The sequence below is a fragment of the Peribacillus sp. NPDC056705 genome (genome assembly GCF_043656335.1).
Genome location: NZ_JBHTYI010000021.1, coordinates 19,516 through 45,094 on the forward strand (window position 1 = coordinate 19,516; position 25,579 = coordinate 45,094).

Below are 25,579 nucleotides of genomic sequence, written 5' to 3' on the forward strand. Positions count from 1 at the left end.
TTTTTGAAGATTAAGAGGAGGCGCGAGCATGAAACCGGGAAAAGTTCATCTGGTCGGTGCGGGTCCCGGAGATCCGAAACTGATTACGGTATATGGACTGGAATGTATCCAAAAGGCGGATGTCATTGCATATGACAGGCTTGTCAATCCAGAATTATTAACGTATGCAAAAGAAGATGCAGAGCTGGTGTATTGCGGGAAATCACCAGGGAAACATCATCTCATTCAAAATGAAATACATGAACTTTTAGTGGAAAAAGCCTTACAGGGGAAAAACGTCACCCGTCTGAAGGGTGGAGATCCGTTTGTCTTTGGGCGGGGCGGTGAGGAAGCGGAGATACTGGCTGCTAATGGGATTGAATATGATATCGTCCCAGGAATCACAGCGGGAATCGCAGCACCGGCTTATGCGGGCATCCCGGTGACCCACCGTGATCATGCCTCAAGTTATGCGATTGTGACAGGCCATGGCCGTGATTACAAGGGGCAGGATAACTTGAATTGGCAGGCATTGGCTCAGGGCATCGATACCATCGCCTTTTATATGGGAATAGGTAATATGCCGTTTATCTGTGAAAAATTGATGGAGCATGGAAGGGACGGCAATACGCCAGTGGCTGTCATTGAATGGGGCACGACAGAAAATCAAAGGACGATTACCGGTACTTTGAGTTCGATTTCTATGAAGGCTATAAAAGAAGAAATTCAAAATCCATCAATCTTTCTAGTAGGGGATGTCGTCCAATTAAGAGAAAAAATCCAATGGTTTGAAAGAGTGATTGAATCAGAGTCCATTATTGAAGGGAATGAGTCGGAATGTCCATCATTCAAGAACTGAAGGAACGCCGGGCAATAAGGAATTACGAAGAAAAAGAAGTGGAAGACCAAAAAATCAGGCAGCTATTGGAAGCGGCTACCTATGCCCCTAACGATCGATTGCGTGAGCCTTGGAGTTTTTATGTAATCAAGGGAGAGGCGAAGCAGCGTTATGAAAGATTGGCAGAAAGGTATTTACATGAACGCTTCCCGACCAAACCGAAATTGATTGAAAGTTCACTGGAAGTTGTAAAGACGACACCGCTTATCATCGTCGTGACTTCCGATATTTTGCCTGATGATCCGGATTCATCCGAAGACAATGTATTCGCTTCTTGTTGTGCCGTCCATTCGATGTGGCTTGCCGCAAAAGAACTTGGTCTCGGATTCGTTTGGCGCACTAGAGGAGTGGGTCTTGTCAGGGATAAACGTCTGCACGAATTTATCGGTTCACCGGAAAACAAAAAAGTGATCGGCACCATTTTTGTCGGATACCCTAAAGGCGATCAACCGGTTCCTGCTACTAAAAGGACTTCATACATAGAAAAAACAGTTTGGCTATGAAGGTAGGTGAGTGAGTGGCACGCAGAGGATTAATGCTTATTTATACAGGTAACGGGAAAGGGAAGACGACTGCCTCATTAGGGGTGACTTTAAGGGCAATCGGCAGAGGAATGAATGTCAAATACCTTCAGTTCATAAAATCTCCAGAGCGTACCTATGGGGAAGCATTGGCTTTGAAAAAATTAGGAGTTGAAATGGAACAGCTAGGAATTGGTTTTACATGGACCAAAACTCCAGAAGAGCATCGCAACGCATTATCGTTAGCTTGGGAAAAGGCGAGACTGGCCCTTAGTGATCCCGGCATTGATTTACTTGTTTTGGATGAGTTGAACAATGCATTGGCGATTTCCAAATTCCCGATCGAAGACGTCTTGCCATTGACTGAAGTCATCGATGCGATTCGAAGTCGTCCCGCTCATATGCACATAGTCATTACCGGCAGGGATGCCAAGCCAGAGCTTATGGAAATGGCCGATTTGGTTTCATCGATTGAGGCGACCAAGCATTATTATGACGAGGGCATCGGCGCTGTCAAAGGATTAGAGTTTTAAGGGGGTGAATGTAATGAAGGCACGATCCATCATGATACAAGGGACGTCATCTGATGTAGGGAAAAGTTTGATTTGTACGGCATTTTGCCGGGTATTTGCCAATAAAGGGTTACGTGTCGTCCCATTCAAATCACAAAACATGGCTTTAAATTCTTATGTAACCTTGGATGGCGGTGAAATCGGACGGGCTCAGGGAGTACAGGCGGAAGCAGCAAGGATCACGGCAACGACCGATATGAATCCGATATTACTGAAACCAAAGCAGGATATGGTTTCAGAAGTCATCGTGCATGGAAAGCATTTTCTTGATATGAATGCAAAAAGCTATCGGTCCCAATTTGTCCAGGAAGCCATGCCGATCATCCGTAAATCGGTCGAAAAACTTCAAGAAGACTATGACATCATCGTACTCGAAGGGGCAGGAAGTCCGGCTGAAATTAACCTTAAGGACCGGGATATCGCGAATATGCGAATGGCTAAACTCACGGATGCGGCAGTCATTTTGGTGGCCGATATTGATCGTGGTGGAGTATTTGCCTCCATCATCGGCACACTTGCTTTATTGGATCAAGATGAACGAGATAGTGTAAAGGGGATCATCATCAATAAATTTCGTGGCATGCGTGAATTGTTGGACGATGGCATTGAATGGGTGGAAAAGGAAACCGGGATTCCGGTTCTCGGGGTACTGCCCTATCTAGACGTGAATATTGAAGCGGAAGATTCACTTGCCCTCTCTTCCTTACGTTTTAAAAAACCTAAAAAGGCTGAGTTCCCGATCGATGTAGCCGTCTTGAGATTTCCGCGGATCTCCAATTTTACTGATGTGGATCCTTTTTTTGATGAACCCGGAGTAGGTGTCCGCCTAGTAAACAGTGTTCATGAGTTAGGTAATCCCGATCTGGTAATTTTGCCTGGTACAAAAAACACGATGGAAGATTTAGAATGGTTGAATCGTATGGGGTTGGATCGGGAAATCAAAGAACTGCGGAAACAAGGAACGATGATCTTTGGCATATGCGGCGGTTTTCAAATGCTAGGGACTAAACTTTTCGATCCTGATGCGGTCGAAGGTGACGGTGAGAACGCGTACGGGCTCTCGCTTCTTCCGGTGGAAACCGTTTTTCAGGCAGAAAAGAAAACGGTACAAATGGAAGGTGTCCTTTCTGCCGGTATAATGGAAGGTCAAATGAATCTTAACGGTTTCGAAATACATTTAGGCAGAACGACATTGAAGTTGCAAGTAAGGCCCTTTCTTTTATTGAAGGATGGAAGAGAGGATGGAGCCATTTCCAATGACAACAAGGTAATGGGAACATATCTTCATGGGATATTCCATAATCGCCTGTTCACTAGATTGCTAGTAAACCAAATTCGACGGAACAAGGGGTTGGAAGAAGTGAAGGAGAATGTCCAAAGCGACTCGGAGCGTAGGGAAGAAGCCTACAATCTCTTGGCTTCCCATTTGGAGGAAAACATTGATATGGATACCATCTATCAATGGCTGCATCTGGAAACTGCAGGAAGTTAATGTTAATCAAAGCCCTTTTATCTTCAAAAAAGCTCGATTTAGAGCTGCAATTCCTTTTATTTAGCCATAATAAGTGACAGGGGCATACAAGATATGTTATGTTGTCTTCTCTACATACTTTATACAAAATAAAAGGATGAGGTGTTCATATGAATAAAACAGAATTAGTGAGCAGTGTTGCAGCACAAGCTGAACTGACAAAAGACGAAGCAAAAAAAGTAGTGGATGCGTTGTTTGAAACAATCACGGCTACACTTGCTAAAGAAGAAAAAATCCAATTAGTTGGTTTTGGTACATTTGAAGTGCGCGACCGTGCTGCCCGTACAGGAAGAAACCCGCAAACTGGCGAAGAAATACAAATTGCAGCTAGTAAAGTACCGGCATTTAAAGCAGGTAAGGAATTAAAAGACGCAGTAAAATAAATGATGAACGACGAAAAAACCTGGCGAAGCAATGCTCGCCAGGTTTTTTATGTTTACAGTCATTTCAACTTACCCGTTGATCTTTAATGGAAAGATTAAAAAACGTTTTATCATCTGGTAAGCATGAAATTGTTTATATAGCACAAAAATTATAGTACTTATTAATAAGGTTTATACTTTGACTATGTTAGGCTAAATGAATAACAAGCTTTAAACCATAATAAAAGAGGTGAAAGATATGCTAAAGAAAATAATGAAAAAAATCAAACAACTTTCCCAAGGAAGCAGTGAGAGAAGACATGGTCATTATCGCCGAGGCAGCAGCAGCAGCCGAGGGTATAAAAGGTATCCCATGAGTGGAAGTGACCGCTACAAGAGAAAGGGGCGTGGCAGCAGCAGTTAATTCAATTTCTGTGACTTCAATGCAGCCTGCAGGTCCATTGAGATTTCTTTAATATCTGAATAAGGTTCTTGGATGCTTAATAATCTTTTCAGTATATGCACGGTTTCTTTTTCTAACGAAAGCTCTTCTGTCCAAGGAAGGGCCTTTTTACTTTTGGAAGCGTAAGTCGTATAAAGTACATAAAGAAGTATTTCCCCCAAGTCGTAAAAATCCTGCCTTTTCAGCTCTAAAATGGAGTCTTTTGCGAGATCGGCCGTATTGATCGTTTTAGACAAACCAAAGTCTATCAAAATGGGCTGATGGTTCTTAAGTAAAATATTTGGTATACGTAAATCTTGATGGCAAATGTCATGGTCATGTAGATAAGCTACTAAACTGACCAGCTCAACCAGAAAAATTAGAGACTCTTTCTCTTTGTATGTTAATTGATTCAAGAAAATATGGTCTTCTAAATTATCCCCTTCTATAAAATCCATCACAAAATAAACATTTCCGTCATGTGAAAATTGCCCGTGAAATTTGGGGATGTTCGTGTGGTTTAACATTCGTAATATGATCATTTCATTTTCAAACTGTTTCAGCTCTTTTTTGCTGCGGCGTTTACTTTTCCGGAGCTGCTTGATCACTATATTTTCATTCATCTTCAAATCATTGCAAAGGTAAACAATACCGTAGCTTCCTTTACCGATTACAGCTTTCACCTCGTAACGGTCATTCAAAACCACGCCTTTCTTTAAAGGAATATCCACAAAAAATTGGTAGATCTTTCTTAAGGAACGCAAAATTGAAACTTCCCTCACCACTTTCATATATTCGAGTCGAAATGACCAAAGCTGGAAATACGAATGATCATGGATAGTTTAACACTGATTTTTGTTAATGCGGTAATGAAAGTCTTTTTACGATAATTCACAATTGAAACGAGTATTAAAAAAATTCCTTAAATTTCATAATATGAAATTATATGATTTTTAAAATTATTAAGTTTACTATAATGAATTCTAATGAAAGAGTAGGAGGTGATAAGATGGATGAGCGCGAGTTGAGAAATTGCTTCGGCAAATTCCCAACCGGAGTCACGATAGGAAGCTGGTTTGATGGGAAAGTTCAAAAGGGTATCACTATGAATTCATTTACCTAGGTTCCTTGGTTCCCCCGCTCGCTTTAGTATCAATTCATAATGAAGCAAAAGCCTGCACTAGCATGAAAGATAAATCTTTTACCATTTATAAATTGTCGGATGAACAAGAATCCATTGCAGGGCAATTTGCGGGCAATAAGCAGGGAACACTTTAAATTGACTGGGAGAACAAGGGAAGAGTTTGAGGCTGGTGATCATGTATTGTTCATCGGTGAGATCCAGGAGTTACATTTCGAAGATTTAGAAGCGCTTACTTTCATCGAGGGAAAATGGGGTCTGCTAAACAACTTGTAAAATAAGGGGGTTTCTTATGGGCATTAAAACCGGTGAAGAATATATTAATAGAATTAAATCCAGAAAGCCAGAAGTCTGGCTTTCTGGAAGAGTGGTTGAGGATATTTATAATGAGCCAATTTTTAAGCAGCCGATACAAGAAATTGCGCGGTTGTATGACATTCAACATGACCCGGAATATCAAGATGAAATCACTCACATTTGCAAAGAAACTGGGGAACGTGTCAATAATGCTTTCTTATTCCCGAAGACATCGGAGGATTTGCAAAAAAGAAGTAAATTATTTGAAGTGTATACAAGGATGACATATGGACTAATGGGGAGAACGCCGGACTTTTTAAATGTCGTGGTCACTTCCATGGCACATAACTCCTGGTTTCTTGATAAATACAACAAAGGCTGGTCAAAGAACATCATGGACTATTATGCCTATATTCGTGACAACGATTTATTCTTGACGCATGCAATCATTAATCCTCAAAATGATCGAAGCAAGCAATCTCATGAACAAAAAGAAACATATACCCACTTAGGGACCGTTGAGGAAAAAGAAGAAGGAATACTTGTACGCGGTGCAAAGGTGCTAGCAACCCTGGCACCGATTACAGATGAGGTGATTATCTATTCTTTCCCAGGATTCACACCAGGCGATGAACGTCACGCGGTAGCATTTGCACTGCCGATCGATACGCCTGGACTGCGCATTAATCTGCCGGGAACCAATGCAGGACGGAACACGCTCGATGTTTGACCATCCACTGGCCTCCCGCTATGAGGAAATGGATGCCCTGCTTGTATTCAATGATGTCCTGGTTCCTTGGAATCGTGTCTTCTTATACAACAATGTGGAGGCGGCAAACCGCTTGTATCCAATGACGGGAATCGCAGAACAGCCTGCTCACCAATCAGGCGTACGTGGATATATTAAACTGGCATTTGCCGTTGAAGTAGCTTGTAAAGTGGCAGACTCTATCGGAGTTGATGGATTCCTGCATGTACAGCGTGATTTGGGTGAACTTGTTCAATCCGTCGAAGTCATCCGTTCACTGCTTCGGGTAGCGGAATATGAGTACACGATTAATGATTACGGTGAGGCCCGGCCAAATCCCGATGCATTGGAAACGATTCGCGGCTTCCTTCCGGAGATGTATCCTCGTGCCATCGAAGTTATCCAGACCATTCCCTGACATATAGGCGATTTTTGGTAAATAAAACAATTCACGAGTAAAACCACAAACGAACTCCCATTTTATAGTATTTGATTGGAAAGTTATGTATAGTTAGTATTATATTAAAATTGAATATTCTGAAAAAACAAGGAGCGGTGTTATGAGTTTAACAATCACTGATTTGTTCATTGGCCAGGTTGCTAGTATGCAACGTACATTTAAAGAATCTGACGTAAAATTATGTAATGAATTAACAAAAGACTTCAGTCCGATTTATCAAGTGAATAAAGAAGCATGGAAAAGTAATTTCAGCAAGCCGGTTGTACCTGGTTTGTTAACGGAAGGCCTTATCACTCAAGTGATCAGTGAAAAGCTCCCTGGTAGTGCCTGTATACTTTTACAAAAGGAATTGGTCTTTTATCATCCAGTACATATAGGCGACATGATTTCAGCGGAACTTGAGGTTATCGATATTAATTTGAATAGAGATTGGGTTACGCAAAAGGTGACTTGCTTTAATCAGGCAGGAATTGAAGTCATTAAGGGTCAAGTTGTAATCTTTGTTTTAAGTAATCAAGGTATTAGGTGATGTGAATGGAAAATGTTAAAAACGTCATAAGGAATTGGGGATCAATTGAAGTTGATGAAAATGGAAGAATTATAGGCGCAACTGCTGATTTTTATGAATATTTCATGATGATGCCGACTGATTTGATAGGAAAGTCCATTAAGAGAGTCATTCATACTTCTTCCAACTTTTCTTTGAAAGGTCTTGCCCACAAACATGTGTTTTCTGGTGTGATCAGTGGACACTCTTGTTTTATAAGGGTATTTCGACAAGAAGGTATTACCATTTATACCATAATCATCAGACAAGACGAACTGGAATACAGTGATTTGGTGTATTTTTCCAAATCCTTGGAGAAGAATAAACCCAAGAAAAATTCCGTGGTTCAAAGTCGATATAGCTTCGAAGAGATTGTTGGAAAGAGTAAGGAGATAGAGAGGGTAAAAGAACTTGCCGCCAAAATTGCTACAAGCAGTTCAACAGTACTGCTTACAGGGGAAACGGGAACGGGAAAGGAACTTTTTGCCCAAGCGATCCATAGTTTGAGTACAAGAAAAGCACAGCCATTTGTGCCGGTAAATTGTGCCGCGATTCCAGATGAATTATTTGAATCGGAGATTTTTGGTTATGAAGCTGGCGCTTTTAGCGGGGCGAAAAAAGAAGGTAAGCCTGGAAAAATAGAATTAGCCCAAAATGGTACGTTGTTTTTAGATGAGATTTCTGAATTGCCTTATCAGGCTCAAGGAAAGCTATTACGAGTTTTACAGGAAAGGGAAGTGGAAAGACTAGGGGGGACGGGGACTAAAAATGTTGATATACGTATTATCGCGGCGACGAATAGAGATTTAAGAACCCTTATTCAAGAAGGGAAATTCCGCCAAGATTTATATTATCGACTTTATGTTTTTGAATTGAAAATTCCTACTTTAAGGGAGCGGCACGAAGATATTCTTCCTCTGGCATATCATTTCATCGAGCATTTCAATAACAAGTTAGGGTCCAATGTGAAAGAAATTGATCCTAAACTCCAAGATTGGCTTATCCAATATGATTGGCCTGGTAACATCCGTGAAATCAAAGCGATAATCGAACGCGGAATGAATATCGTAGATGGAGGGACTCTAACTCTGGATTCTTTATATTTTACACCTAATTTCATAATGGAGGTTCCCTCATCGATGGATAATTCTATGTCCGGTACGTTGGATGAAGTTGTAGGTAATGCTGAAAAATCCGCCATTCAGCGAGCATTGAAAGATTCGGAAGGTGATCGTTCTTTAGCAGCTCAAAAGCTGAAAATTCATGTTGCTAGTTTATATAGGAAAATTGCCAAATACAAATTGAAATAGCAGTATCATCCAATGAAATGTAATCAGGGTAACCATTAGGGCACACTTATAAAGTGTGTGTTTTTTTGTGAAGTTTCGCAAATTTGATTTGCAGAAATGAGAAAAAATGCAAAGATGCGAAAGGTTTTGGAAACTATAGCCAAATTTGTAGCGAATTCAAGTTGGCACACAACTTGCAATAATAGTTTGTCATGTAAGAGGTTTCATGTTTCGTAGAATGTTTTAAATATGGTTCAGATAAATTAGTAATTAATCAAGGGGGTAATGATGTGCTGAATTTTTCTTTTACGGAAGAGCAAGATTATTTTCGTAAAATATTGAAAGAATTTGCGAAGGAAGAGTTGCTTCCACATTATACAAAATGGGATCGCGAAGAGATTACTCCAAAACACTTGTGGAAAAATCTGGGAGAACTTGGCGTTAATGGCCTTCGGATTCCAGTGGAATATGGCGGAAGCGGTGCGGATTGTGTGACAACGGGGATAGCTGCTGAGGAGATAGGCCGTGGTGATTTCAATCTAACTTACGCGGTGATGTTGAATGCATTAATCGGTGAAATTATCAATAATCACGCTAGCGAGGAACTGAAAAAGGAGTGGCTTCCCCAAATTTCAAGTGGTGAAAAAATTGTTGGCATTGCCATTACGGAGCCTTCCGCCGGTACGGATGCGGGCGGAATTAAAACAACAGCTGTACATAAAGGAAATAAGTATGTGCTTAATGGAGAAAAGTCTGGAATAAGTGTAGCTATGTGTGGAGATGCCTTTGTTTTATTTGCAAAGACGGAACCTGAATGGGGAAATCGTGGGATAAGTGCTTTCATGGTGCCTGCCGATATTCCGGGTGTTGAATGTAGAGGGTACTCGGACATGGGGAATATCCCCATTGGAAGAGGTTCGATATATTTAACAGATGTCGAGATTCCGGAAGAGTATATGATCGGTCTTCAAAATAAAGGGTTTTCCCAAGTGATGAATGGGTTCGATTTAAGTCGGCTGTTAATAGGTCTGCAATGTGTGGGCACCGCTTCACAAAGTATTGATGAAACCATCGAATATGTGAAAATCAGGCATTCATTTGGTAAACCGTTGGCGACATATCAAGGGGTCTCCTTCCCACTTGTGACCCACCATACCCAATTAGAACTGGTGAAGTGGCAAGCCTACCGAGGCCTTTGGCTTCGTGACCAAGGGCTGAATCATAGTAAAGAATCGGCTTCCGTTAAGTGGTTAGGTCCTAAATATAGTGTAGAAGCTATCCATGAATGTTTACTGTTGAATGGTCATTATGCTTATACGAAGGAAATGCCTCTTGAGCAACGCTTGCGTGATGTGATTGGGTTGGAAATTGGTGATGGCACTGCTCAAGCCAATATGATGGTCATTGCAAAGGACATTATAGGAAAGGAGTTCCGTTCTCATTAATCCAATGGATTGGTATTTTTGCATTCTGTTGAAACGTAAACTATTACGAAGAAACTCAAATTATTCACAGTCGTATTGGGTACCGATTAAGTTCGTAATTAACAGTGAAATGATGGGATACAAGGCAAATCACTAAGATAATGAAGGGAATGAAAACGATGGAATTAACAGATGTAATCTATGAAAAAAATGGTGGGATTGCAAAGATAACAATGAACAGACCTAAAGTTTATAACGCTTTTCGTGCCAGAACCATTCAGGAATTAATTTGGGCTTTCCGCGACGCTTGGGATGATAATCGTGTTGGTATCGTGATTCTGACGGGAGCAGGTGAGAAGGCATTTTGTGTAGGTGGAGATCAAAAAGAAAAGGGAGAAGAAGGAGGATATAATCATTCGGGTGGTTTAGGAGGCGGAATGGGACTGGAAATCGAAACGCTGCACCAAACGATCCGCAACATTCCTAAGCCGGTCATTGCAGCGGTTAATGGGTTTGCCATCGGAGGCGGGCATGTCCTGCATGTCATTTGTGACCTAACCATTGCATCTGACACGGCAAAATTTGGCCAGAGTGGGCCAAAGGTCGGTAGTTATGATGCAGGTTTTGGTTCAGCTTATTTAGCACGAATTGTCGGAGAAAAGAAAGCAAGGGAAATCTGGTATTTATGTGAACAATATTCTGCACAAGAAGCAAAGGAAATGGGACTTGTGAACAAAATCGTTGCCTCGGAACAATTGCACGAGGCAGCAGAGGAGTGGGCAAGAAAGATCCTTGATAAGAGTCCTACTGCGCTAAAAATGCTCAAATATTCCTTTAATGCAGATAGTGCCAACATTCAAGGGATTTCTCAACTATCGATGGGCAGTTTAGCGATGTTTTACAATACAAAAGAATCGGAAGAAGGAAAGAACGCCTTCCTAGAAAAGAGGCCTGTAGATTTTAAAAAATTCAGAGGTTGATGAGGGGGATTAAAACTGGTGAAATTGGAGACGATTTTGACTCAGGAGTATGTGGGGGAATATAAAGGCGTTTGGCCAAATCGTACCATCTTGGATTATTTGAATGATGCTATAGTAAAGCATCCAGATAAGATGGCGATTATCGATAAAAAAAGCAGTTTTACTTACAAGCAGCTTGGTAAGTTGGTCGATCGGGTCGCTTTGGGTCTCTTGCATATAGGATTGGGTAAGGGGGATGTTGTCTCTTTTCAACTGCCTAACTGGAATGAATTTATAATCTTGCATTATGCTGTTACAAGAATCGGTGCCATTAGCAATCCATTGATACCAATTTATCGAGATAGGGAAATTGGCTATATGGTTGGGATGGCAGAATCTAAAATGATTGTTGTACCAGAGTATTTCCGTGGGTTTTATTACCCTGATATGATTGAAAGACTAAGTCATCAATGGCCATCAATGAAACATATATACGTGATGGGTGACAGAGCGCCGAATGGGATGAAACTGCTCTCCTCTTTATTTGAGGAACCTTGGGAAGACCGGATTGATTCATCCATTTTGGATGAAATCACACTTGACCCCAATGATGTGACTGAAATTATCTTTACCTCGGGAACCACAGGAAGTCCAAAAGGAGTTATGCATACCCATAATACTCTTTGTATATCAACGAATTATTGGATTGATCGCTTACATTTAACATCTGATGATGTTCTTTTCATGGCGTCAACGTTTGCCCATCAAACAGGTTTTGGTTATGGAGTTAGGCTCCCTACACATATTGGAGGTACGGGAGTCTATCAAGACATTTGGAATCCGAAAGAGTTTATTGAATGGGTAGAGAGGGAGAAAATAACGTTTACGGCCGGAGCTACTCCTTTTCTGCAGGATACGGTTCAAATGGAGGGGATAGAAAGGTATGACCTTAATTCGCTACGAGTCTTCGTAGCTTTAGGTGCCCCGATTCCCAGGCATTTAGTAAAGGAAGCCATGGAAAAAGTCCCGTTCAAGATATTGTCAGGGTGGGGTCAAACGGAAGATGGCTTGGTAACCTTGACGAGACTTGAAGATCCAGAAGAAAAACTGACGAATACCGACGGAATTCCGTTTCCGGGAATGGAACTAAAGGTCGTAGATTTTGAAGGGGAGGTCTGTGCCCCGAATATAGAAGGCTCTTTATTAGTAAGGGGTCCGGCTCTTTTTGTCGGCTATTTTAAACGGATCGAGGATACTTTAGCTGTATATAGTGACGGATGGTTCATTACCGGTGATCGGGCATTCATTGATGAAGAAGGATATATTCGAATTTCTGGAAGAAACAAAGACATAATCATACGTGGCGGTGAAAATATTCCAGTCGCTTATGTAGAAAATGTATTGTATGAACACCCGGATATTTCTAGCGCTCAGGTTATTGCAGTTCCAGATGCCCGTCTTCAGGAAAAAGCATGTGCATGTATCAGCATGAAAACGGGGAAGAGCCCGATCACGATGGATTCCATGCAGGAATTTCTCTCGCAAAAGGGTTTGGCCAAACAATATTGGCCTGAACTTCTTGAAATAATGGATGACTTTCCTCGTACGGCAAGCGGGAAAATCCAGAAATTCCGGCTCCGGGAAATGATAAATGAAAAGTTAGTCGACAAGATATAAGCAGTTTAAATAAATCCATATTGACTAAATGGTGAAAGTGGAGGGAAATACGATGAATAAAAGAATCGCATTTATTACCGGTGCCGGAAGCGGAATTGGCAGAGAGATTGCAAAAAAATTGGCTTCTCGCAATTTTAACATCATCGTGGCTGATATAAATCATAAAAATGCTGAGGAAACGGTTTCTTTAATCGAAAATTCGGGTTTTGAAGCCAGGGCGGTCCATTGTGATGTAACGAAATTAGAAAGTGTTAAAAAAGCCGTTGAAGAAACAGTGAATCATTATCATAAAATAGATATATTGGTTAATAATGCAGGCTGGGATAAGGTGGAACCTTTTTTAAAAAGCGATCCTAGCACTTGGAAAAGGATTATCGATATTAATTTACTTGGGCAGATCCATACTTGCAAGGAAATTTTACCTCTCATGATTGAAAATGGTTATGGAAAGGTAGTAAATATTGCATCTGATGCAGCTAGAGTAGGATCAAGTGGAGAGGCAGTTTATTCGGCTGCTAAGGGAGGGGTGATTGCCTTCACAAAAACGATAGCAAGAGAAATGGCACGTCACAAACTCAACATCAATTGTATTGCGCCAGGTCCTGCAGATACGCCCCTATTTCAAGAAATAGGCTCATACAATGAAGGTATAGCAGGTGCCTTGGAAAAAGCGATTCCATTTCGCCGGCTAGCTCAACCAGAGGACATTGCCAGTGCTGTTGCCTATTTCGTTTCGGAAGATGCAGGGTATATTACGGGGCAAACACTTTCCGTAAATGGTGGATTAACTATGGTCTAATCAATATAGTTGGGTGGTTATGCAAGATTGAAAGGCTAGTAAACTTAAAGCATTAGGTTGAAAACTTTTTCTAATACGTTTGACAATTGGATTTATCGTGTTAATATAAAGGCAAATGAAAATTAAATATACAATTTGTACCACTAGGGGTGCTTTATAGGTAAAAGTTGATTTTACCGCAGAAGCTGAGATTAGAGTATGACTTTAAGACCCTTAGAACCTGATCTGGTTTATACCAGCGTAGGGAAGTGGGGTCTGGAACGATACGTTTCTGTATTTTTTCAAGTACAACCACTTTCTTTACGTTTAAGAAAGTGGTTTTTTGTTTGCAAAAAAAGGGGTGATAAAAGTTTTTTTCTGTAAGATTCATTGAAAAATACTATTTGGAGGTAATGGACATGAAGTTTTCAGAGGAAATCCGTCGGGAAGTTGACCATATTTGGGAAGCTAGTTTTAATCACCCGTTTGTTGCAGGAATAGGAGATGGCACATTGCCATTGGAATGTTTTCGTTTTTATGTCATGCAAGATGCCTATTATTTATCTCATTTTGCCAGGGTTCAAGCTTTAGGGGCAGTCAAAGCTACAGATTTACATACAACAAGCAGGCTTGCCGGCCATGCACAAGGAACATATGAAGCGGAGTTGAAGCTTCATGAGAATTTTTCTGAGAGATTAGGCATCACAAAAGAAGAAAGGCAAAATTTCAAACCCGCCCCGACTGCTTATGCTTATACTTCCCATATGTATCGTGCAGCTTATTCGGGACATTTAGGTGATGTTATTGCAGCCATCTTGCCGTGTTACTGGCTGTATTATGAAATAGGTGAAAAGCTGCAAGGTAGCATACCCGAAGAGCCGATTTATCAAGAATGGATAGCGGCGTACGGAGGAGAGTGGTTCCGCACTTTGGTGGAAGAACAAATTGCGAGGCTTGATGAGATTGCTGAAAAAGTAACGGACGAAGATAAGGAGAGGATGAAAGAGCATTTTATCCTTAGCAGCCAATATGAATACTCATTTTGGGAAATGGCTTATCGTTTAGAGACATGGCCTGTGCACCAGGAAACACTGGAAGTATAAAGGAGAATGAAATAATGAAAAAAGGATTGAAATTAACGGATATATTAGTCACGATCGTGATTTCGGTAGCATTTGGAATCGTTTATATCCTTTGGGGTTCGATTTACTATTCTGTTAAACCATTAGGATTACATCTGGATCAACTTATTTATGGAATGTGGTTTATAGCTGGTCCCGTCGCCTTTTTAATTTTACGGAAACCGGGTGTGGCACTTTTGGCGGAGATTGCTGCAGCTTCCGGGGAATTCTTTCTAGGTTCTCCTTGGGGGCTGACCGTACTGTTATATGGGGTGGTCCAAGGTTTGTTCGCGGAACTGGTGTTCATGGGGTTCAAATATAAAAAATTCAATATGTCGGTGGCCGTTTTAGCTGCGGTAGCTTCCTGCTTTGCATCCGTACTAATGGATTTTGCATACGGGGAAATTGGTGCGCTTTCTACTTGGAATCTATCTTTATTCATGATAGCGAGGTTTGTGGGTTCCATTTTCTTTGCAGGTGTGACTGCCTATTATCTAGTTAAAGTCTTGGAAGCGACTGGAGTAACTAATCTTGTTCGTCCGGTTTCAAATAAAGATTATGCAGAACTGGATCAAAATTAGGTTGAGGGCCATGGAACCAATCATTTCAGTTGAGAAGTTAAGAATGAAATATCCCGGTGATGAATCTTTGGTTTTCAAGGACCTATCCTTATCGTTAGATATAGGAGAAAAGGTACTATTGTTGGGACCATCAGGATGTGGTAAGTCCACTCTTTTGCAAGTGTTAAGCGGATTGATTCCGAATTCCATCGAAGTCCCGATGAAAGTTGAAGAAATGAAATGCCCTTCTTCATGGGGGTATGTTTTTCAAGACCCTGATAGTCAGTTTTGCATGCCATTTGCCGATGAGGAAATCGCCTTCGTCCTTGAGAATCTTTCCGTCCCTAAAGGTGAAATGAAAGGGAAAATCCAATATCATCTCCGTAAAGTAGGATTGAACCTAGGCCATACAAGTATAGAAACATTATCAGGCGGGATGAAACAGCGTCTGGCAATCGCTTCAGTATTGGCCCTTGAACCAGAAGTGATATTTTTGGATGAACCAACCGCCATGCTTGATCCGGAAGGAACAAAAGAAATCTGGGACTTGTTGAAGGAAGTTGGTCGAGACAAAACGGTTATAATCGTCGAGCATAAAATTGACCATGTTTTAGAATTCATCGATCGAATCGTGCTTTTTAATGATGACGGTCAAATCATGGCTGATGGTCCAAGAGACACCATTCTTTCACAATATAAAAATGAAATGAAAGAATATGGAATATGGTTTCCAGGTGTTTGGGATGAATATGTAAATCAGCATGCACCCATTCGTGAACACCAATTTACAGATGATTCACTCCTTATGCATGTGCAAGGATTTAGCGGTTTTCGGAATAAAGAGGAAAAAATCAAGATTGAAGAGCTGAAGGTTCATTCAGGGGAATGGATTGTAATCAGGGGAGAAAATGGCGCGGGAAAGAGCACACTTTTGCAAGCACTGATGCAGTTCATAAAAACGGATGGTAAGTATGAATTAATGGGGACCCCCATTAAAAGGGTGAAAAATCCAACAAATCATATGACGTTTGTCTTTCAGAATCCTGAGTTTCAGTTCGTTGCAAATACTGTATATGAAGAGATTGCCTATTCATTGCGGATTGACAAACGGCCTCAACAAGAAATAGATGAGAGGGTCCGCACATTGCTTAAAGTGTTCGGCCTTATGGCACATCGGGATAAACATCCGTTTCAATTATCAATGGGTCAAAAGCGTCGCCTAAGCGTAGCTGCTTCAATCGTAATAGATAAAAAAATCATTCTCCTGGATGAGCCGACCTTTGGCCAAGATTCGAAAAATACCTTTGCATTACTGGAATGGTTTGAGGAATATCGAAGGCGCGGAATAACAGTGATCATGGTAACTCATGACGATCATATTTCAAAAAACTTTGCTACCAGGATCTGGATGGTTAAGGACGGAAACGTAATAAGTGATGAAAACATTGCGCAGGCCGGATTTTTGGAGACTGAAGTTTTATCACTTTAAAAGGAGTGTCATGTAGATGAATGTTTCAAATACAGAAACATGGCTCCATAGAATTAATCCAAGCGTTAAACTTGGTGTACTGATTGTGTTATGCATCGTGGCGTTATTCATTCATGACCTGAATTATATGATGAATATCACCATTGGCGTATTACTTTTATTTTTGTTTTTTACCGGGCATTCGATAAAACGAATCTTACTTTTATCGATTCCCTTTTGTTTCATTTTTATATCCACCTCTTCCGCAATGATATTATTCGGACAAGGTAAGACGCTTTGGTTCGAGTGGGGCCTAATATCGATAACGGAAGAAAGTTTCATGAGGGGAATACTTGTGGGCTTTCGAGCTTTGTTCTTTGCGGCCCTTGGATTAACTTTTTCCTTAACGACAAGGCCAGTGAACTTGTTTTATTCGTTAATGCAGCAAGTGAAGCTTAAACCGAAATATGCCTATAGTTTCATGGCGGCATTAAGGCTGATTCCCATCATGATGGAGGAGTTCCAAACGATACGAAACGCGATGAAGGTACGCGGTTTCGAAAGGGGAAAAGGGATAAGATCTGTATATTTTAAGATGAAAGCCTATTCCATCCCGTTGTTATCCGGAAGCATCAGACGTGCTCACCGAATCGCGGTTGCGATGGAGGCAAAGCGATTTACAGACACTCGGAATCGAACATACTATTATGAATTTGGGTTTTCAAAAAAGGATCATGGTTTCATTTTGTATTTTATCATCCTGCTGTTGGCCGGCTTTTATCTATCGATTCAATACCCGTTAGTATCTATTTGATTTTATGAGATGGTAATTTTACTAGTTAGGGGTTCTTAGTATGAATGCACATGAATTGCATATTATTTCTACTGGGAAACAGCCAATTGAAAAGTTTGTCGAGATCGCTTCAAACATTCAAGAACATGTTGATTTCTTTTATCTAAGGGAAAAGCAAATGAGTGCATCGGAACTCTATCGAGCAGTGACCCTATTACATGATAATAAGATTCCGCTTTCTAAGATCGTCATTAATGACCGGATGGATGTAGCCTGGGTACACAAAGTATTTGGTGTGCAATTGGCTTTTCATAGTTTAGATGCGGGAGTCGTAAAAGGAGCTTTTCCAGGGATGAATATTGGCTGTTCGATCCATTCCATGGATGAAGCGAAAGCCGCATTCAGCAAAGGAGCCAATTACGCGATTTATGGACATGTTTTTGAAACGGATTCAAAAATCGGACTTCCTCCTAAGGGAGTTAAGGAGCTTAATGCAATCACAAGAAATGTCAATCTTCCGATAATTGCGATAGGCGGAATAACACCTTTCAATTGCCAAGTCGTACTGGATGCGGGGGCACGCGGAATTGCCGTCATGTCAGGTGTGCTTGAAGCTGAAAATCCGATTAAAGCCGTTAAAGAATATTCGAGGTCTTTGGGAAAGGAGACATAAGATGAATTCCATATATGATGCAATCATTGTTGGGGGAGGAGTAATAGGTGGATCCATTGCTTTTCAATTAGCCAAACGAGGCAAAAAGGTCCTTTTATTGGAAAAAGATAGACTCGCCAGTAAAGCATCCAGTGCTGCAGCCGGGATGTTAGGGGCACAATCCGAGTTGGATGCTGATAACCCGCTTTTTACATTGGCAAGCCGAAGCAGAGGGATGTTTCCTGCACTGGCGGAAGAATTAAAAGACATAAGTGGAATAGACATCGAATTAGTGAACAAGGGCATGTTTAAGGTGGCGCTAACGAATGATCAGGTAGCCGATTTGAAGAACATGATCAGAGTCCAGCAAGATGCGGGACTTGAGGCTGAATGGCTATCGACTGCCGAAATGAGGAAAACGGAACCGCTTCTATCGGATGAGATTAAGGGGGCCATGTTCATTCCGAAGGATGGACAAGTTTCTGCCACTAGGCTATCGCTCGCTTTTACTGAATCTGCAGCTGCCCTTGGTGTAGACATAAAGGAATTCGTTCATGTCTCCGGTTTAGTTACGGAAAACGGATGTGTGACGGGAGTGGTCACGAACATAGGTGGATTTTCAAGTGAAAATGTCATCGTGGCAGGTGGGGCTTGGAGTGCTTTTCTCCTTGAAAAATCAGGGATGGGACTTGACAGTTATCCAGTAAAGGGTGAGTGCTTTTCCGTCCGGACCGATCGTCCATTGCTTGAAAAGACAATCTTCTCACATGGCTGTTATCTTGTACCAAAAATTGGCGGAAGGATCATTGTCGGGGCAACGGTTAAAGCGAACACTTTCGATCAAAAGGTAAGTCTTGACGGGATTTCTACGTTAATAGAAAAGGCAACGCAATTGCTTCCGGCGATTAAAGGAACCGAATTGGAAAAGACATGGGCAGGGATACGCCCCCAAACTGGGGACGGCTTGCCGTACTTTGGTGAACATCCAGGATGCAAAGGACTTTTCATTGCAACGGGGCACTACAGGAATGGCATTCTGCTTTCTCCAATTACAGGTGTACTTATTGCTGATCTTTTAGAAAGGAAGACAAATGCCGAATGGTCCGCTTTTCGATTGGATCGTTCGGTACAGACTCTTTTTTCATAATGGAGGTGGATGAATTGGAATTGATTATTAACGGGGAAAAAATAAGGATTCCTGCTGATGAATCAACAGTTTCAGGGCTTTTGCAACACTTTGATTTACATCAAAAAGTGGTGATCGTTGAATTGAATGATGAAATATTGGCAAAAGAAAGTCTAAGTGAAACACTTTTGTCAAATGGAGACAAGGTAGAGATTGTACATTTTGTAGGAGGCGGATGATATGTTAAAGATAGGTTCTTATGAATTTTCTTCAAGATTGTTACTAGGTACAGGAAAGTATCCAAACTTCGATGTTCAAAAGCAATCAGTGGAGGTTTCGGAGACGGAAATATTAACATTTGCGGTCCGGAGAATGAATATTTTTGAAGCCAGTCAGCCCAATTTTTTAGAAAAGCTTGATTTAAAAAAATACACACTCCTTCCCAATACAGCAGGAGCTAAAACTGCCAAAGAGGCAGTGCGCATAGCCCATCTTGCAAAGGCATCTGGCTTATGTGACATGATTAAGGTAGAAGTCATTGGCTGTCAAAAAACACTGTTGCCTGATCCGATTGAAACCTTAAAAGCTGCTGAAGAATTAGTGAAGCTGGGATTCACCGTATTACCCTATACTTCTGATGACGTGTTGCTCGCTAAGCGCCTGGAAGAAGTGGGGTGCCATGCAATCATGCCTGGCGCTTCACCAATTGGCTCTGGTCAAGGCATTATAAACCCACTGAACTTACGATTCATCATGGAACAATCTGAGGTACCTGTAATTGTCGATGCAGGGATTGGAACGCCCTCCGATGCGGCAATCGCCATGGAATTAGGGGCGGATGGCGTATTGCTTAACACTGCTGTTTCCGGAGCAAAAGACCCTGTCAAAATGGCGAAAGCAATGAAACTTGCCATTGAGGCAGGTCGATTAGGGTATGAAGCAGGAAGAATCGCAAAAAATGATTACGCGATAGCAAGCAGCCCAGTTGAAGGATTGAGCATTGGATGAATGAACGTTATTCACGTCAAGAACTTTTTGGCCCCATAGGGGAAGAAGGGCAATTGAAAATTCGCAAAAAACACGTTTTGGTGATTGGAGCGGGTGCTCTCGGTACGGGAAGTGCAGAAGGTCTTGTACGCGCAGGAATTGGGAAACTCACCATTGTGGACAGAGATTATGTAGAGTGGAGCAACCTTCAAAGACAACAGCTTTATTGTGAAGATGATGCTAAAAAAAGGATACCGAAAGCAGTGGCAGCAAAGAATCGTTTGAATGCGCTAAATTCGGACGTTATCGTAAAATCGCAAGTGGCGGATGTCTCGGTTGAGGAATTGGCGAAGCTTGTTGAAGGCGTGGATCTAATATTGGATGCCACAGATAATTTCGATACCAGGATGCTTATAAACGATACTGCGCAAAAATATAATATACCTTGGATTTACGGGGCCTGTGTAGGGAGTTATGGGATAAGTTACACGATGATCCCAAAGGCGACACCATGTTTGAATTGTTTGCTGGAAACGGTTCCAATTGGAGGACTGACATGTGATACGGCGGGAATCATCAGCCCTGCTGTTCAAACGGTCGTTGCCCATCAACTGGCGGAAGCATTGAAAATCCTTGTGGAAGATTTTGAATCACTAAGAAACAAAATCGTTTCATTTGATCTTTGGAAAAATGAATATTCATCCATAAATGTAGCGCAATTAAAAAAAGATTCTTGTTTGTCATGCGGGGTAAATCGAACGTACCCCCATCTCTCCTATTCAAATCGAACGAAAACAGCCGTTTTATGCGGAAGGGATTCTGTCCAGATTCGGCCGGCGATGAATCTTGAAAGAGACTTAGCGGAAATCGAAAAAAATCTTCTCGCACAAGGTGGTAAGATCGTCAGGAATCCTTATTTACTTTCATTTACGATTGGAACCCATCGGTTGGTCGTTTTTAAAGATGGGCGGGCGTTGATTCATGGAACGAAAGATATTTCCGAAGCAAAAACGTTATATCATCGTTATATTGGCTGAACTGTAATCATGGAATGCCAAAGACTTAAAACGCTAAAATCAGTAGCCCTTATAATAGGAAGAAATCGAAAATTCCTTTTGTGATTTATGTGCTTCAAAAACATAAAACGAAAGCGGTGTCTGCCTTTTCCGGGCGGCACCGCTTTTTTTTGGAACGATTATTTAAGCAGACTACATATCATGACTGCTATTATGCTTCTGACGGGAGTGCTGTCTGTTTTTCACCTTATGAGAACCGCTTAACGGTGCAGGTTGACCTGGGTTATTTCCTTTAGGTGCATTTTTTCGAATATCTTTACCATCGTTTTTGTTCATGTGCGATCCCTCCTATCTCTTAAGATAATCAGTCCGTGAAATTTTATTCACATACATATATTTGCAAACCTCGTACATGCTATGGATGGACACTAATTAAGGAGCTGAACCAAATGCAGGATAAACAAGATAAGCGAAGGACTTTCCAGGAAGCCCAGCAAAGTTATCAACAAGTATTTGATGTATACTCATCCATTGAGAAGAGCGCACCTAATTACGGAACGGAATTGAAACATGTGAAGCAGGAAGTGAACGAGGCCTATCAGCAAATACAATCTGCACTAGTCACCGCTTCCGAACACCAGAAAGAACAATTGAAAAAATTCGAACAGGATATTCAGGCAATCGTCAATGAGGTCAATTCAGAGGACTATTGAGTGGCAGGTTCCATCATCGTGAGTATTTCGCGTTTCACTTATGCGTTTCCTGATTTTAGAATAGAATAGGCTTTTTGAAAAATGCAGTACATCTGCTATTTCAAAAAGCCTATCCGATTTAAAGCCTAGAGGGAAATCATTGGTTTTTCTTTCTTTTTTTATTATTTTGCCTTTGCATTTCCGATAATGGAGGTTCATTTCCTAGTTCATCATTGTAACCTGCTCCATTACCTTGCGCTTTTGCAGCATTCATTCCTGGAATAACATGATTTGACTTTTGTTTTGTCATTTCGACACCTCCACCCATAGAATGCGATAATGTTGAATGATTATGTATGAAGAGCTAATATGTTTTGCTGGAATAATTTATCAGGCTGCAAATTGGGTTATTTTCATTAAAATGCATATGGGCAAGGCTTCCTAAATGCACTTTAATATGTGGGGAATTTTTTTCTATAAGAGAAACTTATCAAAAACAATAACTTTCTTGTTATTTACTTATACTCATTTCTATATTAGTATTAAGTTGAAGGAAGAGTTAGGGTGGGAGAAGAGAGAGAAAATTCGACAAACTAACTTTTTTACTTATATTTATAGTAAACATGGTTTCAGTGAACCAGGTTTTACTTTTATGTGCAGAATAAGTTCTGACAGTTTAATAGGGGGTAATATTCATGACGAAAAATGACGTATACCAAGCGCGTAAGTCCTTTGAGATTGATGGGCAACGCTACAACTACTACAGCTTAGACGCTATTGAAAAAGCAGGGGACGGCAAAGTATCACGCCTTCCATATTCCATTAAAGTATTACTTGAAGCGGTACTTCGCCAAGTGGACGGAAGAGTAATCACAAAAGAACACGTTGCGAACCTTGCTAAATGGGGAACAAGCGAGCAACAAGATATAGATGTTCCGTTCAAGCCATCACGTGTAATCCTACAAGATTTCACTGGTGTTCCTGTTGTTGTTGACTTAGCTTCTTTACGTAATGCTTTCGCAGCACTTGGTGGGGACCCTGACAAAATCAACCCGGAAATCCCGGTTGACCTTGTAATTGACCACTCTGTACAAGTTGATAAAGCAGGTACAATGGATTCCCTTGATGCCAATATGGATCTTGAATTCGAACGTAATGCAGAGCGTTACCAGTTCCTAAGCTGGGCTCAAAAATCATTCAACAACTATCGTGCAGTTCCACCGGCAACTGGTATCGTTCACCAAGTTAACCTAGAGTACCTTGCAAACGTGGTTCATGCTGTTGAAACTCCAAACGGCGACTTCGAAGTATTCCCTGATTCTGTTTTCGGTACAGATTCACATACTACAATGATCAACGGTATTGGTGTTCTTGGTTGGGGTGTCGGCGGTATCGAAGCAGAAGCAGGAATGCTTGGACAGCCTTCATACTTCCCAGTTCCAAAAGTGGTTGGTGTTAAACTGACTGGCGAACTTCCTAAAGGTACAACGGCTACTGACCTTGCATTGAAAGTAACACAAGTTCTTCGTGCACACGGCGTAGTTGGTAAATTCGTTGAGTTCTACGGCCCAGGAGTAGGATATCTTCCACTTGCTGACCGTGCAACAATCGCTAACATGGCTCCAGAATACGGTGCTACAGTTGGTTTCTTCCCTGTTGATGCAGAAGCGATCGATTACATGCGCTTAACAGGCCGTGATGAAAAACAAATTAAAGTGGTTGAATCATACTGCAAAGAAAATGGATTGTTCTACTCTCCTGAAAACGAAGATCCAGCATACAATGATGTTGTGGAAATCGACCTTTCAGCAATTGAACCAAACCTTTCAGGCCCTAAACGCCCGCAAGATTTGATTCCACTTTCTCAAATGAAAAAATCTTTCCATGACGCTATCAATGCACCTATGGGCAACCAAGGTTTCGGCATGGACAATTCTGAATTGGATAAAGAAGTAACTGTTAAATTTGCCGATGGTAAAGAAACGGTAATGAAAACAGGTGCGATTGCAATTGCTGCAATCACAAGCTGTACGAACACTTCTAACCCATATGTAATGCTTGGAGCGGGTCTTATTGCTAAAAAAGCAGTTGAAAAAGGCCTAACTGTTCCGGATTATGTAAAAACATCATTGGCACCAGGTTCTAAAGTTGTTACTGGTTACCTTCGTGATGCTGGTCTTCAACCATACCTTGACCAATTAGGATTCAACGTAGTTGGTTACGGTTGTACTACATGTATCGGTAACTCAGGTCCATTGGCCGACGAAATCGAAGCAGCTGTTGCTGAAGCAGATCTACTGGTAACATCAGTACTTTCAGGTAACCGTAACTTTGAAGGGCGTATTCACCCACTTGTGAAAGCAAACTATCTAGCTTCTCCTACTTTGGTTGTAGCTTATGCTCTTGCTGGAACTGTGGACTTTGATCTAAACAACGATTCACTTGGTAAAGACAAAGATGGTAACGATGTATACCTTGCTGACATCTGGCCTTCACAAGAAGAAGTTAACGCTGCTGTTAAATCAACAGTTACACCTGAGTTATTCCGTAAAGAATACGAAACAGTATTCAACGATAACAAACGTTGGAACGAAATCCAAACTAGCAACGAAGCGATTTATGCTTTCGATTCTAAATCAACATACATTCAAAATCCTCCATTCTTTGAAGGATTATCACCAGAACCTGGTTCAGTTAACCCACTTTCCGGTTTGCGTGTAGTTGGTAAATTCGGTGACTCAGTTACAACTGACCACATTTCTCCTGCAGGTGCAATCGGTAAAGATACACCAGCTGGTATCTACCTTCGTGAAAACGGTGTGAAACCGCGTGACTTTAACTCTTACGGTTCTCGTCGTGGTAACCATGAAGCGATGATGCGCGGAACGTTCGCAAACATCCGTATCCGTAACCAAGTTGCTCCAGGTACAGAAGGTGGATTCACAACTTACTGGCCAACAGGCGATGTAATGGCTATCTATGATGCTTGTATGAAATATAAAGCTGATGGAACAGGTCTTGCAGTCATCGCTGGTAAAGACTATGGTATGGGAAGCTCTCGTGACTGGGCTGCGAAAGGTACTAACCTTCTTGGCATCAAAACAGTCATCGCTGAAAGCTTTGAACGTATTCACCGTTCTAACCTTGCATTGATGGGTGTTCTTCCACTTCAATTCAAAGAAGGCGAAAACGCTGAAACGCTTGGATTGACTGGTAAAGAAGCGATCGCAGTTAAAATCGACGAAACAGTTAAACCTCGTGATATCGTAACAGTTACAGCTACTGATGAAGCTGGAAACGTAAAAGAATTTGATGTGCTTGTTCGTTTCGATTCCGAAATCGAAATCGACTACTACCGTCACGGTGGTATCCTTCAAATGGTATTACGTAATAAATTAAAAGGCTAATTTCAGCTTTTAGGAAGCGGTAAACCTACTTGTCAGGTTTACCGCTTTTTTTGTGTCAAGTTTTTGAAACAAAGCGATATCATGATATGATTTGAAGGAATTACACTTTTCCGGATGTCCTTTTATTGTTAA

The 25,579-nt window shown here is 41.2% G+C and carries 27 protein-coding genes, 1 pseudogene and 1 riboswitch; of the genes and pseudogenes, 25 read left to right on the forward strand and 3 right to left on the reverse strand.

The annotated features are described in order from the left end of the window. Positions 1 to 28 precede the first annotated feature (28 nt). The 6 genes from cobA to ACFRAK_RS20050 all read left to right on the forward strand — a co-directional run bounded on the left by cobA (position 29) and on the right by ACFRAK_RS20050 (position 4,287). The gene (gene cobA / locus ACFRAK_RS20025) at positions 29 to 838 is read left to right on the forward strand and encodes a uroporphyrinogen-III C-methyltransferase (RefSeq protein ID WP_387595834.1); all 810 of its coding nucleotides are present in this window, start codon (positions 29 to 31) and stop codon (positions 836 to 838) included. Beyond that, positions 817 to 1,380 carry a nitroreductase family protein gene (locus ACFRAK_RS20030; protein WP_394572315.1) on the forward strand — a complete coding sequence of 188 codons (564 nt, stop codon included), beginning with the start codon at positions 817 to 819 and terminating at the stop codon, positions 1,378 to 1,380. Before cobA ends, ACFRAK_RS20030 begins: the two co-directional genes overlap by 22 nt. A 14-nt stretch (positions 1,381 to 1,394) precedes the next feature. Next, positions 1,395 to 1,931, forward strand: a complete 537-nt coding sequence (locus tag ACFRAK_RS20035) for a cob(I)yrinic acid a,c-diamide adenosyltransferase (RefSeq protein ID WP_353871961.1) — start codon at positions 1,395 to 1,397, stop codon at positions 1,929 to 1,931. Between the two features lie 13 nt (positions 1,932 to 1,944). Then, positions 1,945 to 3,462: a cobyric acid synthase gene (locus ACFRAK_RS20040; RefSeq protein WP_387708520.1), complete on the forward strand. Its 1,518-nt coding sequence runs from the start codon at positions 1,945 to 1,947 to the stop codon at positions 3,460 to 3,462. Between the two features lie 149 nt (positions 3,463 to 3,611). Beyond that, complete coding sequence (locus tag ACFRAK_RS20045; RefSeq protein WP_076371466.1) at positions 3,612 to 3,884, forward strand: HU family DNA-binding protein; 273 nt, start codon at positions 3,612 to 3,614, stop codon at positions 3,882 to 3,884. A gap of 238 nt (positions 3,885 to 4,122) precedes the next feature. After that, the gene (locus ACFRAK_RS20050; RefSeq protein WP_170974019.1) at positions 4,123 to 4,287 is read left to right on the forward strand and encodes a hypothetical protein; all 165 of its coding nucleotides are present in this window, start codon (positions 4,123 to 4,125) and stop codon (positions 4,285 to 4,287) included. Here the strand turns inward: ACFRAK_RS20050 and ACFRAK_RS20055 are convergent. Next, the gene (locus ACFRAK_RS20055) at positions 4,284 to 5,069 is read right to left on the reverse strand and encodes a serine/threonine protein kinase (RefSeq protein ID WP_387595847.1); all 786 of its coding nucleotides are present in this window, start codon (positions 5,067 to 5,069) and stop codon (positions 4,284 to 4,286) included. The two genes, ACFRAK_RS20050 and ACFRAK_RS20055, sit on opposite strands and share 4 nt — an antisense overlap. Before the next feature lie 515 nt (positions 5,070 to 5,584). Here ACFRAK_RS20055 and ACFRAK_RS20060 point away from each other — a divergent pair. The 17 genes and pseudogenes from ACFRAK_RS20060 (at position 5,585) to ACFRAK_RS20140 (ending at position 21,369) form a co-directional block, all read left to right on the forward strand. Then, a complete protein-coding gene (locus tag ACFRAK_RS20060; protein WP_387708868.1) occupies positions 5,585 to 5,722 on the forward strand; it encodes a flavin reductase family protein in 138 nt (45 codons plus the stop codon). Between the two features lie 16 nt (positions 5,723 to 5,738). Beyond that, positions 5,739 to 6,903 (forward strand): annotated as a pseudogene (locus ACFRAK_RS20065) (4-hydroxyphenylacetate 3-hydroxylase family protein); the annotation flags it as partial. 148 nt (positions 6,904 to 7,051) lie between these two features. Further along, on the forward strand, positions 7,052 to 7,480 hold the full coding sequence (locus ACFRAK_RS20070) for a MaoC/PaaZ C-terminal domain-containing protein (protein ID WP_387708500.1): 429 nt from the start codon (positions 7,052 to 7,054) through the stop codon (positions 7,478 to 7,480). Between the two features lie 5 nt (positions 7,481 to 7,485). After that, a complete protein-coding gene (locus tag ACFRAK_RS20075) occupies positions 7,486 to 8,808 on the forward strand; it encodes a sigma-54 interaction domain-containing protein (RefSeq protein ID WP_387595856.1) in 1,323 nt (440 codons plus the stop codon). A gap of 269 nt (positions 8,809 to 9,077) precedes the next feature. Beyond that, on the forward strand, positions 9,078 to 10,232 hold the full coding sequence (locus tag ACFRAK_RS20080) for an acyl-CoA dehydrogenase family protein (protein ID WP_387708555.1): 1,155 nt from the start codon (positions 9,078 to 9,080) through the stop codon (positions 10,230 to 10,232). A 158-nt stretch (positions 10,233 to 10,390) separates the two neighbouring features. Beyond that, entirely contained in the window at positions 10,391 to 11,191 is an 801-nt protein-coding gene (menB, locus tag ACFRAK_RS20085; RefSeq protein WP_260286159.1) for a 1,4-dihydroxy-2-naphthoyl-CoA synthase, read from the forward strand. Positions 11,192 to 11,209: 18 nt separating this feature from the next. Further along, positions 11,210 to 12,847 carry an AMP-binding protein gene (locus ACFRAK_RS20090; RefSeq protein ID WP_394572316.1) on the forward strand — a complete coding sequence of 546 codons (1,638 nt, stop codon included), beginning with the start codon at positions 11,210 to 11,212 and terminating at the stop codon, positions 12,845 to 12,847. A gap of 52 nt (positions 12,848 to 12,899) precedes the next feature. Continuing rightward, complete coding sequence (locus ACFRAK_RS20095; protein WP_387595868.1) at positions 12,900 to 13,646, forward strand: SDR family NAD(P)-dependent oxidoreductase; 747 nt, start codon at positions 12,900 to 12,902, stop codon at positions 13,644 to 13,646. A 135-nt stretch (positions 13,647 to 13,781) separates the two neighbouring features. Then, a riboswitch (TPP riboswitch) is annotated at positions 13,782 to 13,910 on the forward strand. 134 nt (positions 13,911 to 14,044) lie between these two features. After that, positions 14,045 to 14,728, forward strand: coding sequence for a thiaminase II (gene tenA, locus ACFRAK_RS20100; RefSeq protein WP_387595871.1), 684 nt, complete (start codon positions 14,045 to 14,047; stop codon positions 14,726 to 14,728). Between the two features lie 14 nt (positions 14,729 to 14,742). After that, positions 14,743 to 15,327 (forward strand): ECF transporter S component, encoded by a 585-nt coding sequence (locus ACFRAK_RS20105; RefSeq protein ID WP_394572317.1) that lies wholly within the window; start codon positions 14,743 to 14,745, stop codon positions 15,325 to 15,327. A gap of 10 nt (positions 15,328 to 15,337) precedes the next feature. After that, entirely contained in the window at positions 15,338 to 16,795 is a 1,458-nt protein-coding gene (locus ACFRAK_RS20110) for an ABC transporter ATP-binding protein (RefSeq protein ID WP_387707556.1), read from the forward strand. 16 nt (positions 16,796 to 16,811) lie between these two features. Further along, complete coding sequence (locus ACFRAK_RS20115) at positions 16,812 to 17,588, forward strand: energy-coupling factor transporter transmembrane component T family protein (RefSeq protein WP_387595880.1); 777 nt, start codon at positions 16,812 to 16,814, stop codon at positions 17,586 to 17,588. Between the two features lie 40 nt (positions 17,589 to 17,628). Continuing rightward, on the forward strand, positions 17,629 to 18,240 hold the full coding sequence (locus tag ACFRAK_RS20120) for a thiamine phosphate synthase (RefSeq protein WP_387707557.1): 612 nt from the start codon (positions 17,629 to 17,631) through the stop codon (positions 18,238 to 18,240). Between the two features lies 1 nt (position 18,241). Further along, positions 18,242 to 19,366, forward strand: a complete 1,125-nt coding sequence (gene thiO, locus ACFRAK_RS20125) for a glycine oxidase ThiO (protein WP_387595886.1) — start codon at positions 18,242 to 18,244, stop codon at positions 19,364 to 19,366. 14 nt (positions 19,367 to 19,380) lie between these two features. Beyond that, a complete protein-coding gene (thiS, locus tag ACFRAK_RS20130; protein WP_387595889.1) occupies positions 19,381 to 19,584 on the forward strand; it encodes a sulfur carrier protein ThiS in 204 nt (67 codons plus the stop codon). A 1-nt stretch (position 19,585) separates the two neighbouring features. Beyond that, positions 19,586 to 20,353 carry a thiazole synthase gene (locus ACFRAK_RS20135; protein WP_076371424.1) on the forward strand — a complete coding sequence of 256 codons (768 nt, stop codon included), beginning with the start codon at positions 19,586 to 19,588 and terminating at the stop codon, positions 20,351 to 20,353. Further along, complete coding sequence (locus ACFRAK_RS20140; RefSeq protein ID WP_394572319.1) at positions 20,350 to 21,369, forward strand: thiazole biosynthesis adenylyltransferase ThiF; 1,020 nt, start codon at positions 20,350 to 20,352, stop codon at positions 21,367 to 21,369. Before ACFRAK_RS20135 ends, ACFRAK_RS20140 begins: the two co-directional genes overlap by 4 nt. Before the next feature lie 171 nt (positions 21,370 to 21,540). On the opposite strand, the gene ACFRAK_RS20145 is transcribed toward ACFRAK_RS20140, so the two are convergent. Beyond that, positions 21,541 to 21,684, reverse strand: coding sequence for a small acid-soluble spore protein P (locus ACFRAK_RS20145; RefSeq protein WP_083450736.1), 144 nt, complete (start codon positions 21,682 to 21,684; stop codon positions 21,541 to 21,543). A gap of 113 nt (positions 21,685 to 21,797) precedes the next feature. Here ACFRAK_RS20145 and ACFRAK_RS20150 point away from each other — a divergent pair, with 113 nt between their 5' ends. Beyond that, on the forward strand, positions 21,798 to 22,061 hold the full coding sequence (locus ACFRAK_RS20150; protein WP_048678629.1) for a hypothetical protein: 264 nt from the start codon (positions 21,798 to 21,800) through the stop codon (positions 22,059 to 22,061). 136 nt (positions 22,062 to 22,197) lie between these two features. Here the strand turns inward: ACFRAK_RS20150 and sspO are convergent, their stop codons facing one another. Then, a complete protein-coding gene (gene sspO / locus ACFRAK_RS20155) occupies positions 22,198 to 22,350 on the reverse strand; it encodes a small acid-soluble spore protein O (protein WP_260286141.1) in 153 nt (50 codons plus the stop codon). A 385-nt stretch (positions 22,351 to 22,735) separates the two neighbouring features. Here sspO and acnA point away from each other — a divergent pair, with 385 nt between their 5' ends. Then, entirely contained in the window at positions 22,736 to 25,447 is a 2,712-nt protein-coding gene (acnA, locus tag ACFRAK_RS20160; protein WP_387595897.1) for an aconitate hydratase AcnA, read from the forward strand. Positions 25,448 to 25,579 lie beyond the last annotated feature (132 nt).